At 45.6% G+C, this 17,475-nt stretch carries 18 protein-coding genes; 9 read left to right on the top strand and 9 right to left on the bottom strand.

The genetic code is table 11. The features are described 5' to 3' along the window. Nucleotides 1-97: IS3 family transposase (locus B0680_RS09445; protein WP_143821412.1), on the top strand; the 97-nt coding region annotated here is incomplete at its 5' end. An 81-nt stretch (nucleotides 98-178) separates the two neighbouring features. On the opposite strand, the gene B0680_RS09440 is transcribed toward B0680_RS09445, so the two are convergent. Then, entirely contained in the window at nucleotides 179-820 is a 642-nt protein-coding gene (locus B0680_RS09440; protein WP_078254850.1) for a DedA family protein, read from the bottom strand. A gap of 296 nt (nucleotides 821-1,116) precedes the next feature. Here B0680_RS09440 and B0680_RS09435 point away from each other — a divergent pair, with 296 nt between their 5' ends. Then, on the top strand, nucleotides 1,117-2,724 hold the full coding sequence (locus tag B0680_RS09435; RefSeq protein ID WP_078254849.1) for a carbon starvation CstA family protein: 1,608 nt from the start codon (nucleotides 1,117-1,119) through the stop codon (nucleotides 2,722-2,724). A gap of 54 nt (nucleotides 2,725-2,778) precedes the next feature. Here B0680_RS09435 and B0680_RS09430 read toward each other — a convergent pair whose 3' ends face one another. Continuing rightward, on the bottom strand, nucleotides 2,779-4,245 hold the full coding sequence (locus B0680_RS09430) for a WG repeat-containing protein (RefSeq protein ID WP_078254848.1): 1,467 nt from the start codon (nucleotides 4,243-4,245) through the stop codon (nucleotides 2,779-2,781). 180 nt (nucleotides 4,246-4,425) lie between these two features. On the opposite strand from B0680_RS09430, the gene B0680_RS09425 reads away from it, so the two are divergent. From B0680_RS09425 to B0680_RS09415, 3 genes are all read left to right on the top strand, one after another. Then, nucleotides 4,426-5,313, top strand: a complete 888-nt coding sequence (locus B0680_RS09425) for a LysR family transcriptional regulator (RefSeq protein WP_078254847.1) — start codon at nucleotides 4,426-4,428, stop codon at nucleotides 5,311-5,313. A gap of 94 nt (nucleotides 5,314-5,407) precedes the next feature. Then, the gene (locus B0680_RS09420; protein ID WP_078254846.1) at nucleotides 5,408-5,623 is read left to right on the top strand and encodes a hypothetical protein; all 216 of its coding nucleotides are present in this window, start codon (nucleotides 5,408-5,410) and stop codon (nucleotides 5,621-5,623) included. After that, entirely contained in the window at nucleotides 5,610-6,002 is a 393-nt protein-coding gene (locus B0680_RS09415) for a PIN domain-containing protein (RefSeq protein WP_078254845.1), read from the top strand. The genes B0680_RS09420 and B0680_RS09415 overlap by 14 nt, the downstream gene beginning before the upstream one ends. Nucleotides 6,003-6,019: 17 nt before the next feature. Here B0680_RS09415 and B0680_RS09410 read toward each other — a convergent pair whose 3' ends face one another. From B0680_RS09410 to tsaD, 6 genes are read right to left on the bottom strand one after another with little or no spacing between them, the layout of a single operon-like run. Beyond that, nucleotides 6,020-6,778 (bottom strand): adenosylcobinamide-GDP ribazoletransferase, encoded by a 759-nt coding sequence (locus tag B0680_RS09410; RefSeq protein WP_078254851.1) that lies wholly within the window; start codon nucleotides 6,776-6,778, stop codon nucleotides 6,020-6,022. A gap of 14 nt (nucleotides 6,779-6,792) precedes the next feature. Next, nucleotides 6,793-7,410, bottom strand: a complete 618-nt coding sequence (locus B0680_RS09405) for a histidine phosphatase family protein (protein ID WP_078254844.1) — start codon at nucleotides 7,408-7,410, stop codon at nucleotides 6,793-6,795. Next, entirely contained in the window at nucleotides 7,403-8,452 is a 1,050-nt protein-coding gene (gene cobT / locus B0680_RS09400; protein ID WP_078254843.1) for a nicotinate-nucleotide--dimethylbenzimidazole phosphoribosyltransferase, read from the bottom strand. The genes B0680_RS09405 and cobT overlap by 8 nt, the downstream gene beginning before the upstream one ends. Before the next feature lie 37 nt (nucleotides 8,453-8,489). Then, nucleotides 8,490-9,026, bottom strand: coding sequence for a bifunctional adenosylcobinamide kinase/adenosylcobinamide-phosphate guanylyltransferase (gene cobU, locus B0680_RS09395; protein ID WP_078254842.1), 537 nt, complete (start codon nucleotides 9,024-9,026; stop codon nucleotides 8,490-8,492). A 12-nt stretch (nucleotides 9,027-9,038) separates the two neighbouring features. Then, nucleotides 9,039-9,650 carry a 2'-5' RNA ligase family protein gene (locus B0680_RS09390; RefSeq protein ID WP_078254841.1) on the bottom strand — a complete coding sequence of 204 codons (612 nt, stop codon included), beginning with the start codon at nucleotides 9,648-9,650 and terminating at the stop codon, nucleotides 9,039-9,041. 35 nt (nucleotides 9,651-9,685) lie between these two features. Next, nucleotides 9,686-10,720, bottom strand: coding sequence for a tRNA (adenosine(37)-N6)-threonylcarbamoyltransferase complex transferase subunit TsaD (gene tsaD / locus B0680_RS09385; protein WP_078254840.1), 1,035 nt, complete (start codon nucleotides 10,718-10,720; stop codon nucleotides 9,686-9,688). Nucleotides 10,721-11,239: 519 nt separating this feature from the next. On the opposite strand from tsaD, the gene B0680_RS09380 reads away from it, so the two are divergent. Beyond that, a complete protein-coding gene (locus B0680_RS09380; RefSeq protein WP_078254839.1) occupies nucleotides 11,240-13,465 on the top strand; it encodes an NADP-dependent isocitrate dehydrogenase in 2,226 nt (741 codons plus the stop codon). A gap of 150 nt (nucleotides 13,466-13,615) precedes the next feature. Here B0680_RS09380 and hemH read toward each other — a convergent pair whose 3' ends face one another. After that, nucleotides 13,616-14,587: a ferrochelatase gene (gene hemH / locus B0680_RS09375; protein ID WP_078254838.1), complete on the bottom strand. Its 972-nt coding sequence runs from the start codon at nucleotides 14,585-14,587 to the stop codon at nucleotides 13,616-13,618. A 259-nt stretch (nucleotides 14,588-14,846) separates the two neighbouring features. Between hemH and metX the strand changes: the two genes are divergently transcribed. The 3 genes from metX (at nucleotide 14,847) to B0680_RS09360 (ending at nucleotide 17,388) form a co-directional block, all read left to right on the top strand. Then, the gene (gene metX, locus B0680_RS09370) at nucleotides 14,847-16,073 is read left to right on the top strand and encodes a homoserine O-succinyltransferase MetX (protein WP_078254837.1); all 1,227 of its coding nucleotides are present in this window, start codon (nucleotides 14,847-14,849) and stop codon (nucleotides 16,071-16,073) included. Then, complete coding sequence (gene metW, locus B0680_RS09365; RefSeq protein ID WP_078254836.1) at nucleotides 16,070-16,687, top strand: methionine biosynthesis protein MetW; 618 nt, start codon at nucleotides 16,070-16,072, stop codon at nucleotides 16,685-16,687. The genes metX and metW overlap by 4 nt, the downstream gene beginning before the upstream one ends. 134 nt (nucleotides 16,688-16,821) lie before the next feature. Beyond that, nucleotides 16,822-17,388: a tetratricopeptide repeat protein gene (locus B0680_RS09360; RefSeq protein WP_078254835.1), complete on the top strand. Its 567-nt coding sequence runs from the start codon at nucleotides 16,822-16,824 to the stop codon at nucleotides 17,386-17,388. Nucleotides 17,389-17,475: the final 87 nt, after the last annotated feature.

Below are 17,475 nucleotides of genomic sequence, written 5' to 3'. Positions count from 1 at the left end.
ATTAGTGTACCACTACAACAATCATGATAGAATAAAGAGCAAATTAAAAGGACTGAGTCCTGTACAATACAGAACTCAGTCCTTGATCAAACCTTAACCGTTAATCTTAGTGTCTAAGAATTGGGGGTCGGTTCATCTAGACAGGGTTTTGAAAGTTTTATCAACAAGCAGTTGATTATCAAGACTTTTTCAACTTCTCACGCACAAAGCCAATCACTATCGGCAATACACTAAAGATAATAATCCCAAAAATCACATAGGTAAAATTCTCTTTAATCACCGGCTGATTGCCAAAAAAGTAGCCAAGCAATGTAAACGACGCCACCCAACAAAAGCCGCCGATGATATTATAGCTAATAAAATACTTATAATTCATACTGCCTGCACCTGCCACAAAGGGCGCAAAGGTACGTGCAAATGGCAAAAATCGTGCCAAAATAATCGTCTTGCCACCATGCTTGGCAAAAAACTTCTGCGTATTAATCAAGTGCTGTTTATTAATCCACTTAGAATCAATTTCAAATACCTTTGGGCCGATGTATTTGCCGATATGATAATTAAGCGTATCGCCAAGCACTGCCGCAAGGAACAACAGCCCAATCAATAGCGCAGGATTGAGCGCACCAGTAAACGCCGCCAATGCCCCTGCCGCAAACAGCATACTATCGCCCGGCAAAAATGGCATCACCACAAGCCCTGTCTCAACAAAGACAATCAAAAACAAAATCGCATAAATCCACATACCGTAATTTTGGAAAAACTCCGCCAAATGCAAATCGATATGCAGGATAAAATCAATCAGTTGTAACACTATGTCCATAAAGACGCTCAAAATAAATTGCTGAAAAATTGTGCATATCCTATCAGAAAAGCCAAAGAAATTGAGTAATTTTTTATTACCAATACACACTCAATATTTTCTAAAGCATCCATTTTCCCGTCATTATACAAAATTCGCATAACGACTACTGATTCTTGCAAAATAACTTTACAAGCAAGCGATAATTCAGTATGGTATGGCGTAACGTGATAGCAATTGCGTTATGATTTATCTGCTATTTATGGCAGGTTTATATCTAGGCAAGATTCCCTTGCCAAAGTTAGGAAGACTTATTTATGTTATGGTTCTTTTTTTGTATCGCCGTACTACTGGTCGGCTATGTGATTTATGGCAAGGTGATTGAACGCATCTTTGTCATCAATCCCAACAAAAACACGCCTGCCTACACGATGGCTGATGGCGTGGACTATGTGCCAATGTCCAAAAAGAAAATTTGGCTCATCCAATTACTCAACATTGCAGGCACTGGCCCAATTTTCGGTCCAATCCTAGGCGCTTTGTACGGTCCTGTGGCGATGCTGTGGATTGTCATTGGCTGTATCTTTGCCGGTGCGGTACATGACTATATGTGCGGCATGCTCTCGGTGCGTAATGGTGGTGCATCGATGCCATATTTGACAGGCAAGTACTTAGGCGCGCCTGTTAAGGCATTCATCAATGTGCTGGCAGTTGTGTTGCTACTGCTTGTCGGTGTGGTATTTGTGGCAAGTCCTGCCCAGCTGATGAGCACCATCACGATGGATGTCTTTGGCACGACTGCCAATGGTGCAATTTCTTTGAATAATGCCGAAGATATCTCTGCTGCCGCCACTGCTACAGCTGATAGCGCAACTGTATTTGGCATGACCAAAGAAACCGTGCTTATCGCTTGGACGGCAATTATTTTTATCTACTACATCATCGCAACCTTGCTACCAATTGATAAGATTATCGGCCGAGTTTATCCATTCTTTGGCGGTCTATTGCTATTCATGTCAATCGGCATGATGTATGGTTTGGTATCAAGCCATCTAAGCACCACAAATCCGATCAGCTTCTTTGGGTCTGTTGGCGGCTTGGATGTTGACAAATTCTTCACCAATCTACAACCTAAAGGCGATCTACCAATCTGGCCACTGATTTTCTTGACCATCACCTGTGGTGCATTGTCAGGTTTCCATGCCACCCAGACACCGCTGATGGCTCGCTGTGCGATGAATGAATCTGAAGGCCGCTTCATTTTCTACGGTGCGATGATTGCCGAAGGTATCATTGCGTTGATTTGGTGTGCGGTCGGTATGTCGTTCTATCCAGATTTGACATCACTTCAAGATGCCATCGCGGCAGGCTCGCCATCAAAAGTCGTCTATGACAGCTCAATCTACTATTTGGGTGCGATTGGTGGTATCTTTGCAGTGCTTGGCGTTGTCGTATTGCCAATCACTTCAGGCGACACGGCGTTTCGTGCAGCTCGCCTAATCATCGCTGAATTCTTTAATATGGAACAACGCACCTTACTTAAGCGTCTATGGATTGCCATTCCGCTATTTGTCATCGGCTTTATGGTGTCAAAAGTAGACTTCCAAATCCTATGGCGTTATTTTAGCTGGGCAAACCAAACCGTAGCAGCGGTGATGCTATGGACGGCGGCAGGCTATCTGTATCGCTATCGCAAGTTCCATTGGGTCTGCACCATCCCTGCGGCATTTATGACTTGTGTGTGCTTCACCTTCTTGATGTACAACAAAATCGGCTTTGGTATGGATTATCAACTATCGGTTTATCTAGGTATCGCAGCGACTGTGGTGACCACCTTGGCATTCTTCTTCTTTGTCAAGCGTGAGCAAGTGGCAGGTGACCCTGATGCTTTGGTCGTTGAGCCAAAGATTGAAGTAGCGTCATAATCAGACACACAACAAAAAATTACCTGCATAGTAATGCAGGTAATTTTTTGGTCATCAATCGATAAGCGGTATCACGACTTCTTCGCCATCCTTGATTGCACCCACTTGCAACTCGGTGATATACTCAATGTCATCATAGATAAAATCAGCGACAACTTTGCCTGTGGTGTCTATCACGCCCCATTTGCCGTTTTTGACTACGGCGATTTTGCCATCGGTGACGACATATACAAACATCCATTCATAATAATCTTGTTCGCCAATCAACGGGTCATCATAGACAAAATCAATCACCGTGCGATTGTCTTTATCCACAAAGCCCCATTTGCCATTTTTGACCGCCGCCATCAAGCCATCTTTATAATAATTCACCTGCTCATATTGCGGTGCAATCATCACTTGACCAGATAAATTCATTAGCCCCCATTGTCCATTTTGGCTAAATTCAATCAATTCATCAGCAAATAAATGACCGCCGATATTATCATAAGTCATTGGCACAAGCTGTCGCCCTGCATGGTTGATGACACCATATTTGCCATCTTGTTGCACGATATAAAAATCATGGTCTTTTAGCTGGGTGATGTTCGTATAATGATTAGAAACTTTTTGGTTGTTTTGATTAATCAAAAAATAATCATCACCTAACCGCACAACCGCCACACCGTGCGAAAATCTTGTGGCATCATCATACACTGGCGCAATCACTTCTTTGCCTTGAGCGTTAAGATAGCCGTAATAACCTTTTTTCTTAATCATCACAAAATCATCACCAGACGCCAAGACATCAAAAGGGCTGTCAGCATCATAGGTGCTTTGATTGAGCTTGTTTAGCTGTTTATCCATATAACGACAGCCCTGCTGTTCATGACAAACGGTAACAATACCCGTTTGGTCATCATAAGATATGCTGTGCCTATCCATCAGGATGAGCACCGTGCCATCTTTATGATACAATGCCGACTGCTCTTTGCCATCTTGACCCACACCAAACACCTTGTACCGCTCGATTGGCTCTTCGCCAAACTCCACAATGGTAGCAGACTGCATGGCAATGACCTCACGCCCCATCGTATCAATCAGTGCATGGTCAAAGTCATCGCCATGTTTATTCATTGCGATGGCAACCCCATGATTAAACTCAAAAATGCTGTCATAAGTGGGCTTTAGCACCCATTTGCCTTTGGAATTAATTAAACCAAATTTACCATCAGGCGAGCCAACAATCGCGACACCATCACGGAACGGCCTTGCAAAGGCAATGTCAGGGCTTGGCTCAATCACCTTATTGCCAAATTTATCCACAAAGCCAACTTGTCGCTGTGGTGATGTGGTATCAGAAAATACAAACAATCCTTCTTCGCAGCCTTCAAGAGAAACTACGCCATCAGCAAAGCCCAAATGCGTATCAGTGATTGGATTACCCCCTTCTACCAAAAACTCGCATTGCTGACCGTCGTCCGTCATCGCCATCGCAGACATCGACAACCCCAAACTTAGGCACAATAACCACTGTTTCATTTTTCTATCCTTATCATCAGTCAATCAGCCAAATTTCATCATAATTTAAGCCATTTTGCAATGATATCTTGGCAAATATCCAAAGTTGAATAAATCTCATTGTATTATAGTTATACTGAAAATTATTCATTCTATGGCAAGTTGTGCTATAATTATACAAATTTTCAGCGAATTATACCCATGCTCGAAATCCGCCATCTGCAAATGCTTAGCGCACTCAAGCGTCACGGCTCGCTTGCCACCACCGCCGAAGAGATGAACCTGACCGCATCCGCCATCAGTCATCAGCTTAAAGAGCTTGAAAGCTATTATGACATTAGCCTTGTCAATCGTCGCACACGCCCCGTCAGCTTCACACCTGCAGGGCTGTTGATGCTGCAGCTGGCGGATAATATCCTACCGCAGGTGGCACGCACCAAATCCGACATCCGCAGGCTTGCTCACGGTCAGGCAGGACGACTGCGTTTGGCGAGCGAATGCCATAGCTGTTTTGATTGGTTGATGCCGATTTTGAATGTGTATCGTAAGCAGTACAGCGATGTGGAGCTTGATTTTGCGACCGGTTTTGAGCCTGAACCGCACCAGATGCTGATGGATAATGAGATTGATTTGTTGATTACTGCCAGTGATTTGCCGATTGATGGGATTAGCTATCAGCCGTTATTCACTTATGAGAGTCGCTTGGTGCTCTCGCCTGCGCATCGCTTGGCAAGCCGAGATACCATCAGTGCTGATGCCTTGAGCGACCAGACTTTGATTGCTTATCCGGTCGAAGAAAGCCGCCTTGATATCATCGCCAAATTCCTTGCCCCAGCAGGCATCACGCCTGCACATATCCGCACCACAGAGCTGACTGCGATGCTGATTCAGCTTGTGGCATCTGAGCGTGGCGTGGCAGCCCTGCCTGATTGGGTGGTGGCAGAATACGAGCGTAAGGGCTGGGTGGTCTCTCGTCCACTGGGCAGTGGCGTGTATTGTCAGCTGTATGCAGCCATTCGCACGGATGACCGTCAGATGGATTATATGAAAGGGTTTTTGGGATTGCTTGATGGGATTAAAAAGCCGTGAAGATTGGCAAAATCACGCCAAACTTAATTATTGAACAAAAACAAGTTCAATGCTAGACTACAAGCAATACAAATAACAATAAAAAGGACAAATCATGATACTAGACCTACCCCCAAATATTGAACAAATCATCATCGCACGCGCCCAAGAACAAGGCGTCAGTGCAGAAGAGTGGATTACCAAAATCGTCAGTACGCACACCGAGTCCATGACGGTGGCTGAATATTTTGCACAAGCCAAACCCTTGACATCATTCAAGAACATTGACCCATTAGAATATCAAAAGGCTGTGCGCGATGAATGGGATTAAGTATTTGCTTGATACTTGTACGCTGATTGGGCTACAAAAACAAACCGCTAATAGCCTAGCTTTGGTTAGCGCACACAATGCATTGATGAATGAATGCGCCATCAGCCTAATCACCTATATGGAATTTGTGGGGTTTTATGGCGTGGATGATGAGACAGCAAAGCAACTTGAGCAAATTACCAGTCATTTTGTACAGTTGCCAATTGATACGAGAATCGCTCAATTAACCATTCAATTAAGACAACGCCACAAAATCAAACTGCCTGATTGCTTGGTGCTTGCCACCGCTTTGGCGCACAATCTTGAGCTATTGACACTGGATGACGGCTTAAAGCGTAAGTTTGACAAAGAGCGTTTACGATTGGATGAGCGCATTTAGCCAATAATCACAGCTTATCACGCCATCCATCCGCCGTATAACACCGCCACCACACTTACTAACATCGCTACTTCCACCATTTCAATACTTGCACCCACTGTATCACCTGTGATACCGCCAAGTCGCCCAACGAATCGCCATCTTAGCCAAGATAGCATCACTACCCACACCCCAAGCATCACCACAGCCAACTGCCACGATAGCACGCCCAGCATCACCCCAAAGCCTACCACCACAAGCCACAACAGAAACTTTGGCACATCTTGTAAGGCAGAACCAAGCCCTTGCTGTCTGACATAAGGCGTAGTCGCAAACAGCACAAGTACCCCAAGTCGCCCAAGCATCGGTATCATCAGCCACACAAACGACACATCATACTCATCATCAAGCATCAATAGGCCATACACGCTCGCCCACTTTAGCATCAGGCACAGCACAATGGCTATCACCCCCATCGCCCCTGCGTTCGGGTCTTTCATGATGGCAAGTGTTCGCTCACGGTCGCCAAAACCACCCACCCACGCATCCGCCGTATCTGCCAAGCCATCCAAATGCAGCCCGCCCGTCAAGCCCACCCACGCCACGACGATTAGGCAGGATAAGAGCATGATAGGCAGATGAATAAAGCTTGCCATCAGCCACAATACCCCACCAATCAACAGACCAATCACAGGATAAAACAGCATGGATAAGGCGTTTTGCTCTCGGCTAGGCAGATAGGGCAGACGCACTGGCACTGTGGTCATAAATTGCACAGCGATTAACAGTGGAATGATGATTTTATGATAAATCATGGCAATAACAAGCGATTATTTTGCAGGATAAAGGTATGAAATTCGCCCAATTCGGCAGGTTGTTTTAAAATCTCATCAAGCGATAAACCTTGAGCTTTGCAATATAGATATTTAATCACCCCGCCATGCGTGATGACACACAGTCTGTCATAGCGGTGCGTATTGGCAAATTGTGCCATCTGGACAAGCGCATCATCAATCCGCTCTGCAAACGCATCCACGCTCTCGCCATCAGGCGGTGTGAATTGGGTCGGTGTCTGCCACCACATCGCCATCTCATCGGGAAATTGTTCAAATAACTCAGCCGTCGCTCGCCCTTCCCACTCCCCAAAATCCATCTCACCCAGCGCATCCATGATGCAAAGTGGCAGCTGATATTCTGCTGATTTTTGGCGGGCGATGTCCGCACAGCGAGACAGCGGTGATGAGATGACGGCTTGCCACTGATGCATGGGTAGATAATTATCAAAAGCCGTCGTCATCTGCTCACACCCCTTATCGGTCAAAGGGTCATCGAGCTGTCCACGCAGGATATGACCTTTGGCAAGCAGCCGAGTTTCGCCATGTCGCAACAACGACAGCACAAGCCCACTTTCACTTTGCCCATCACTCATCACGATTGCTCACGCCCGCTTCCCCAAACGTTGCCATTTGTTCATGCACCACACACGCAAGCTGAATCACCCCAAAGGCGGTTGTCGCTCCTGTTCCTTCGCCAAGTCTAAGACCTAAATCCAATAAAGGTTTGGCATTTAAAGCGTTTAATACTTTTTGATTGCCATATTCAGCAGATGTATGTGAAAATAACATATATTGACGAACATCAGGATTGATGCGTACTGCACATAAGGCACACACAGCGGAAATAAATCCGCCAATAATCACAGGCAATCCTAATTGCCCTGCTCGTAAATAAGCTCCAACCATCGCCGCCATCTCAAAGCCACCGACACTTTGCAGGGCAAGTACTGGATTGTTTTGGCAAATTTCTTTATATTTATTAATTGCTTGCTCAATCACTTGAGTTTTATACACAAAGGTTTTTTCATCAATTCCTGTGCCTAAGCCTGTTAGACTTTGTGCATTTTCATCTAATAATAATCCTGCTAAAGCCGAACTTGCTGTGGTGTTACCAATGCCCATTTCTCCTGCAATATAAATATCTGCCCCCTGTTCTACCGCTTTTTCAACGCTATATTTACCAATTTCTAGGGCTTTTTGGCATTGTTCGGCACTCATGGCGGGCCCATCCAAAAAGTTTTGAGTCTGTGGAGCAATGTGAAATTGTTCCACACCGTCCACCGCATAAGGCTCTCCTACCGAACCACAATCAATCACTTGACTTATCGCACCATAATGGCGTGCCATCACACTAATACACGCACCGCCTGTCGCAAAATTATAAAGCATTTGCCGAGTTACCGCCTGTGGATAGGCAGATACTCCAGCATTAGCGATACCGTGATCGCCTGCAAAGGTACAAATATAAAGCTGTTTTGCTGTTGGACACACCTTGCCTTGCATACCTGCTAATTGGGTCACCGCCTCTTCCATTTGCCCCAATGCCCCTGTTGGCTTGGTTAATTGGTTTTGACGGTCGTAAGCCCCGTTGCGTGCGGTTTGGTTGATTGGTTTAATAGGGTTTAAATACCACATAGCCACTCCTTGTAAGTCTTTGTCAAATCATAATTTTTTAGGTTAATGGATTTGTTGAAGGTTTCAACACCATCGGCAACCCCGCCACACAAAACACCACTTTATCTGCCATTTGAGCGATGGTTTGATGTAACCAACCACTCTCATCAACAAATCGCCGTGTTAGTTCACCCATAGGCACAACGCCAAGTCCTGTTTCATTACTCACCAAAATCACTGTGGCGCGGGTTTTTTGAAGCTCGTTTAAAAATTCGTTTTTATGTATTTGAAATCGACCATCATCTTGGCATAATAAATTTGACAGCCACAGCGTCAAGCAATCCACCAAAATCACACTTTGCTCATCGTTATATTGAGCGAAAATTTTGGCTAAATCATATTGCTCTTCTATCGTTTGCCAATGCTTTGGTCGGTGGTTTTGATGATGTTCAATGCGTTGTATCATTTCATCATCAAAACGTCCTGCGGTTGCCACATAGATGATGCGCCCGCCTTGTTGTTCATAGTCTTTGGCAAGCTGTTCGGCATGGCGGGATTTGCCCGAGCGTGCACCACCTAAGATAAAATAAATCATGCAATATCCCTTTTATTTTAATCTGATTTCATGCTGATTATACAGTTTACCTTGTAAATCTGTCGCATCAAAAGTCGCAAACATCAAGCGATTGACAGGTATATCTAGTGCTGTCGTTGCCACGCTGTTTAAGCGATTTATCACAGCATCATAATCAAAGGCGTGGCGATACAATCCCAAAGTAATATGCGGTGTATAAGTCAGCGGTGCGATTTCTTGATGATGATTGCCAAGATGTTGGCGAATCTGCATCAAGGCGGGATGCATCTTAACACCCACATAGGCACAATTGATAAAACTGCCCAAATTCTGCGTCGTCAGATGAAATCTGGATAACTGTAAATTTTGCAAATCATTGATTTGATTAGTTAAAATACACTCATCAAAGTCATCATCATACTGACGGTTATCCACATAAAAGCCATTGACAAACAGCGTGATATGCCACTGACGGCGATAATTATCCGCAAACAGCTCACCAAGCTCATCACGCAAGCTTTGGCAATATGCCACCACCTTATCATCATCAATCGGGATATACCACACGCCATAATGCCGTCGCCCTTTGTGCCACTTTTGATAATCAGCGGTAGTGAGCGGTGAGACGGCTGTTGGCGTGGTCATGGCTGATTATGTATATTTATTAAATAATGATAGACTTAGGCAATTTTTAGGCTCTGCATATCCCATCGTGGTACGCACGCCACCGACAAGCCATCGGCCTGCCCTGCTTTTAGACGGCAGTAGCCTGCATAAGCAATCATCGCCCCATTATCGGTGCACAGCTCAGGCGGTGCGTAGTGGACGACGGCATGGATTTTGTTCAGTTCATGCTCTAGGCTTTGGCGCAGTGAGCGATTGGCGGATACACCACCTGCGATGACTAGGCGTTTTAGACCCGTTTGTTTGAGTGCTTTGACGCATTTTTTGACTAGCGTATCCACCACTGCATATTCAAAGCTTGCGGCAATATCCGCTCGCACCACAGGGTCGCTGTCGGCATTTGGCGTATCTTTGATGAGATTATGCACCGCTGTTTTCATACCGCTGAACGAAAAATCCAGCCCCTTATGTAGCATCGGGCGTGGCAGTTCATAGGCATGGCGATTGCCCGTTTCGGCAAGCTTTGCCACATTTGGGCCGCCCGGATACGGTAAGTTGAGCATCTTGGCAGCTTTATCAAAGCACTCACCGGCCGCATCATCAATCGACTCGCCAAGCACGGTGTATTGCCCCACGCCATCGGCTCGCACAAGCATGGTATGACCACCTGACACCAGCAAGCACACAAAAGGAAACTCCACGCCATCACCCGTCATCACAGGCGCAAGCAAATGTCCTTCCATATGATGCACGCCAATGGCCGGTACACCCAGCCCAAAGGCCAGCGTCCGCCCAAACAGCGCACCGGTCATCAATGCCCCAATTAGTCCCGGCCCTTTGGTATAGGCGACGGCATCGATGTCTGATTTATTAATATTTGCTTTATTTAATAATTCATGAAACAGCGGGACAAGCTTACGGATATGGTCACGACTGGCAAGCTCGGGCACGACACCGCCATAAGTGGCGTGTAGCTCAATTTGCGAGTACAGCACTTGGGCAAGCACACCGCCTTTGCCGTCGTTGAGCGTATCATCATAAATGGCAAGCCCTGTTTCATCACAGGAAGTTTCTAGGCCTAAAATTTTCATTGTTGGTCAAATTTATCAAAAAATCATTGCTTTTTATTATAGCATAATTTGATTGGGGATACAGATAAGCCACAGAATACGCAATCATTTCAAAAATAAATGAAAAACCAAAAATCATCATAAAAATTGCTAGTCAATCGAACAGTAAACGCTTGTTTTTAGCCAAAAAACATAGTACAGTTGCCATGCGATGGCAGTTTTTTAAGAACAAATGTACCATTTTTAATCGTTTTGAATATCAAAGTCGCAGTACGTCTTGCTTGGCAACCAAACAACTTAACACCAACGGACGCACCGCTTTTTTGAGCGCAGTAAATGATTGCATGAAAAATGTACGAATTTTATACAGTACAATCATCCGTTGTATCATTAATATTCGAATATTCTAATGCTTTGATGAATTTTTGTGATAAATGCCACTTCGCCATCGCTTTGCAAGTATGCAAAACACGGAAAGTATGGCATAATAAGCCAGTTTACCTTTAGTTATAATGAAACCAACCAGACAAAGGAGCTTGTATGAGCAAATCTACTATCGTCTATACTCACACTGACGAAGCCCCAGCACTTGCCACCTATTCACTTCTACCAATTATCCAAGCCTTTGGCAAAACTGCCGACATCGAATTTGTAACCAGTGACATCTCACTTGCCGGCCGTATCCTAGCCACTTTTCCAGAATATCTGACCGAAGAACAGCGTATTCCTGATGCCTTAGCCGAGCTTGCAGTACTAGTGACCAAGCCTGAAGCGAACATCATCAAACTACCAAACATCTCAGCATCAGTACCACAGCTGCTAGCTGCCATCAAAGAGCTACAAGCTCGTGGCTATGCACTGCCTGACTATCCAACCAACCCACAAACCGACGAAGAAAAAGACATTCAGTCTCGCTATGACAAAATCAAAGGCTCAGCGGTAAACCCTGTGCTGCGTGAAGGTAACTCAGACCGCCGCGCACCAAATGCCGTGAAAAACTTCGCCAAAAAATACCCACACAGCATGGGCGCTTGGGGCAAAGATTCTAAGTCGCATGTAGCAACCATGACACATGGTGACTTTTTCCACAATGAGCAATCTTATACCACTGAAAACGCGGACACTGTTTCTATCATCTTTACTGACACTGCAGGCAATAAAACTGAACTGCGTAAGCCAGTTGCTCTAAAAGCAGGTGAAATCATTGACGCAACCGTCATGAGCAAAAAAGCCCTAGTGTCATTCCTAGAAGAACAAATCAAAGATGCCAAAGAGCAAGGCGTGCTATTCTCACTGCACATGAAAGCGACCATGATGAAAGTCTCTGACCCAATCATCTTTGGTCATGCGGTCAAGGCATTCTTTGCCCCTGTGTTTGAGCAATATGGCGACGCACTAGCAGCAGCTGGCGTTGATGTCAATAACGGCTTTGGCAACCTACTAGCCAACCTTGATAAGCTAGATGCGGACACCCGTGCAGGCGTCGAAAAAGCCATCGCTGATGCGTATGCAGCCAATCCAAGCCTAGCGATGGTCGATAGTGATAAAGGCATCACTAACCTACACGTACCAAGCGATATCATCGTCGATGCATCAATGCCTGCGATGATTCGTAACTCAGGCCGTATGTGGGATAAAGAAGGTAAAGCTGTTGATACCAAAGCAGTTATCCCTGACAGCAGCTATGCTGGCGTATATCAAGCAGTGATTGATTTTTGCCGTGAAAATGGCGCTTTTGACCCAACCACGATGGGTAGCGTGCCAAATGTCGGCTTGATGGCTCAAAAAGCCGAAGAATACGGCTCACACGACAAGACCTTTGAAATCAAAGCTGATGGTAAAGTTGAAGTGTTCAACCAAGCAGGTCAGCTACTGATGAGCCACGATGTCGAAGCAGGTGACATCTGGCGTATGTGCCAAACCAAAGACGCACCAATCAAAGACTGGGTAAAACTGGCTGTGAATCGTGCACGCCTAAGCGAAACCCCTGCGGTATTCTGGCTAGATGAACGCCGCCCACACGATGCAAGCTTGATTGCCAAAGTCAAAGTTTATCTAAACGAGCTTGACACCGACGGTCTAGACATCCGCATCCTATCACCAGAAGAAGCGACCAAGTTCTCATTGGTACGCCTAAAAAATGGCGAAAACACCATCTCTGTGACTGGTAACGTACTGCGTGACTACCTAACTGACCTATTCCCAATCCTAGAGCTGGGCACTTCTGCCAAGATGCTATCGATTGTTCCACTGATGAACGGTGGCGGTATGTTCGAAACAGGCGCGGGCGGTTCTGCACCGAAGCACGTACAACAGTTCAACGAAGAGAATCATCTGCGTTGGGACAGCCTAGGCGAGTTCTTGGCATTGGCGGTATCGTTTGAGCACCTAGCCCAAACCACTGGCAACACCAAAGCACAAGTCCTAGCCGAGACACTAGACAGCGCCACCGAGAAACTACTACTTGAAGACAAATCACCAAAACGCAAAGTGGGTGAGCTTGACAACCGTGGTAGCCACTTCTATCTAGCGATGTACTGGGCACAAGCGTTGGCAGCGCAAACCAAAGATGCTGACATCGCTGCCAAGTTTGCGCCAGTGGCAGAAGCACTGACTGCAAACGAAGCAAAAATCGTTGAAGAACTAAACCAAGTTCAAGGCGTAGCAACCGATATTGGTGGCTACTACAGCCCTGACTTTGCCAAAGCATCAGCGGCCATGCGCCCAAGTGCAACACTAAACCAAGCACTTGAACTGCTAAACTAATCATCCATCGATGATGAAAGTGCCTTAACATCTCGTTAAGGCACTTTTTATTGTTGATACTTTTAGCATTGATTTGCAAATTTCTGATAACTTTAAAAATCAATCAAGTCATCAAAAATCTCGCATAATCAAATACTTACAATCAAATACTTATAGATACCGCTTAAGAATATCCGCCATCATCTGTATGTGCAATTCATCGGTATTAAGCGCAGGGATATAGGCATAGGACTTACCTCCTGCTGCCATAAAATTATCCCGATTTTCCACCGCAAGCTCTTCGAGCGTCTCAAGACAATCCGCCGAAAACGCAGGGCTTGCCACTTGCACCGACACCCCTTGCGCACCCCAGCTCTCTAGCAGCTCATCAGTATAGGGCTTGAGCCACTCTTGCGCCCCAAAGCGTGACTGAAAGCTCACCGCCCATTGATTGGCAGTCAAGCCAAGCTTATCAGCGACCAAAACGGCAGTTTTGCGACATTGCTCTGGATACGGGTCGCCCTTGTCCGCATAGGGCTTGGGGATACCATGAAAGCTGAACAACAGCTTATCCGCTTGCCCATGCTCATCCCAAAAACGACGCACACTCGCCACCAGCGCATCGATATACAGCGGATGGTCGTGATAATCTTTGATAAAATGAATCTCAGGCATATTGCGACTTGCCATCGCAAATTCTGCCACCTTATCAAAAGCCGCCGCCGTCGATGTCGCCGAATACTGCGGATACAATGGCAAAATCACAAACCGCTCAACACCTTCGGCACTTAGGCGCGCCATCGTATCTTTGATGGATGGATTGCCATAAGTGGTCGCAGGATACACAGGCGTATCGATGCCTTGATGCGACAGATGTGCTTGTAGCTCATTTGCCTGACTTTTTAAAATCGCAAGTAGTGGTGAGCCATCAGCCGTCCACACGCTTTGATAGGCATGAGCGACACGCTTTGGGCGAGTGGTCAGCACAAAGGCATTTAGGATAATTTGCCAAATCAGCTTGGGGATTTCAATCACCCGAGTATCGCTCAAAAACTCTCGCAAATACGCACGTACCGCCGATGGCGTTGGCTCATCTGGCGTGCCCAAATTCACCAATAAAATGGCTGTTTTTTTTGACATCATACAATAACTTAATGGATTAATTAAAATGATGCTTAGTGTAGCATTTTTTGGCCAAAAAATCCGCTAAATTTGCCTAATGATTGACTTTAACCACTTAAACAATTTGCAGCTTTGGCACATAAAGATGTATAAAATCTCCCAAAAACATTGCCATTGTCATCATTTCGCTCTACAATATCATCACCAAAGTTTTGCGATTTTACCGTTAGGAATTTGTTAATTTTATACTAATTATTTTTAAATAAATTAGGGGAAATTTGTGCAATCAACCGATTCTACTGCACCACACCTTGACCCATCATCCGTTGGCATTGTCACACCACAGACATTGCATTTTGACACGCCTTTATTATTAGAATGTCAGCGAATTTTGCCATCATTTGAGCTCGTCATCGAAACCTATGGCACACTCAATACCGATAAATCAAACGCCATCTTAATCTGCCATGCCTTATCTGGCAGTCATCATGCAGCAGGCTACCACAGTGCAGATGACACCAAGCCCGGCTGGTGGGATGCTCTAATCGGCCCAAACAAAGCCATTGATACCAATCAGTTTTATGTCGTGTGTCTTAACAACATCGGCTCGTGTCATGGCTCGACAGGCCCAACGACCATCAATCCCGAGACGGGCAAAATTTATGGGGCGGATTTTCCACTCATCACCATCAAAGACTGGGTCAAAACCCAAGTCATGCTCTCAGACCGCTTAGGCATCGACAAATGGCACGCCATCATCGGCGGCTCAATGGGCGGAATGCAGGCGCTACAATGGTCGGTGGATTATCCCGACCGCTTGGCACGAGCCGTGATTATCGCAAGCACGCCAAAGCTGTCCGCCCAGAACATCGCCTTTAACGAAGTGGCACGCCAATCCATCTTATCCGACCCTGATTTTCATGATGGCTGGTATCTTGAGCATGGCACTTATCCCCGTCGTGGCTTGATTTTGGCACGCATGGTTGGGCACATCACCTACATCACCGAAGAAGCGATGAAAGCCAAATTTGGCCGTGATTTAAAATCAGGCAAATTCATGTACGGCTATGATGTGGAATTTCAGGTCGAAAGCTATTTACGCTATCAAGGTGAACGCTTTAGCCAAAATTTCGATGCCAACACTTATTTGCTCATGACCAAAGCACTGGATTATTTTGACCCAACTCGTGATTATGCCGATGATGAGCTTAGCGAAGAAGAAGCATTAAAAATCGCTCTAGCTCGCACCGAATGTCAGTTTTTGGTGATTTCATTCACGACCGATTGGCGATTCTCGCCCGAACGCTCAATTGAGCTAGTCGATGCATTGATTGCCAATCAAAAGCCGGTGAGTTTTTTGAATGTCGATGCGCCGCATGGGCATGATTCGTTTTTGTTTGACATTCCCCGCTATACCCAAGCGGTCAAAGGTTTTTTGAGCGCACCACTTCGCAAAAATACAACCGATAAGCCGAGCAACCATAAGTCAACTAAGGAGCAAGTATGAACAATATCGACCATCAACTTGCTGAAAAATGGATTAAGCCAAATTCACGAGTACTGGACTTGGGCTGCGGCGATGGTACGCTCTTAGCACACCTACAAGACAGTCTTGGCGTGAGTGGCTACGGGCTTGAGATTGATGAAGCCAAAATCAATGAAGCGGTGGCAAAAGGCCTAAATATCATCGAACAAGACCTGAACGACGGCTTGGCACGATTTGGCGACCAAAGCTTTGATACTGTGGTGATGGCACGAGCCTTACAAGCGGTCAAATCCCCCGACAAACTACTCGTGGATATGTTGCGAGTTGCCAAAGAAGGCATCGTTACTTTTCCAAACTTCGCCTATTGGCAAAACCGTGTATATCTAGGCATCAAAGGCATCATGCCAATGAGTGAAACCCTGCCACACGAATGGTATAACACGCCCAACATTCATCTATGTACATTCAAGGACTTTGAGCGACTGTGCGATGACAACAACATCCGCATCCTAGATGCCGTTGCCATCAGTGATAAACCTAGCCCAAAAATCCCTGCATCGATTATGAATCATTTTGTGAAGCGTGCACCGAATTTGCTTGCTGATGTGGCGATTTATCGTATCGCTAAAGGCTAATGACCAAACTGTAATTACCTACTGTTACGGTTTCTCAATTGAGTTTTTTAGCGAAAAATGTTAAGATTTATGATATAGGGAATATAGCCATTTAATCATTCCCAGTTTTTTTGATTTATTTTTAGGAAGTTGTCGTGAAATTCTTAAAAGCCATCCTACTGACAAGCCTACTAGGTAGCGCAACTTTGGCATACGCTCAATCAAATAGCAGTGTCCGATTTGAAAGTATGGATATCGCCAATCTAACCAATCAAGCGTCTCGTGGCGACCATCATGCACAATTTTTTTTAGCAAAGCGCTTGCAAAAAGGTGAAGGTGTCGCCAAAGATGCAAGCAAAGCCATCTATTGGTACACACGAGCCGCCGAGAAAAATATTGCACCAGCACAGCTCAATCTTGGCATCATGTATCTGCGTGGTGAAGGCGTAAAAGCTAATATGGCAACCGGTCGTGCTTGGCTTGAGCGAGCCGCCAATCTGGGTGATAACCGTGCAAGCTATGCACTAGCGATGATTGATGAGCGTGAACAACGCCTTGTTGATGCCTATAAGTGGTATGATTTATCAACCCGAGATGGCATGCTAGATGAAAGCGTGCGTAATCGTGCCAAAGCAAAGGTTAGCCAATTAGCATTAAACCTATCATCAAGCGAAATCGAATCCGCCAAACGCAGTGCCAATGCTTGGTTTCAGAATAAGTAAGCAATAACCCCCAAACCAAAGTGAGCCCCAGCTCACTTTTTTTTATTCCAACTTACTCTACACCCCCCCACCCCCCATCACAAAACA

Source organism: Moraxella pluranimalium, from assembly GCF_002014825.1.
Taxonomy (GTDB): domain Bacteria; phylum Pseudomonadota; class Gammaproteobacteria; order Pseudomonadales; family Moraxellaceae; genus Moraxella; species Moraxella pluranimalium.
Note: the sequence above shows the minus strand (reverse complement) of the source record. Positions and strands in the feature narration are given on the sequence as shown.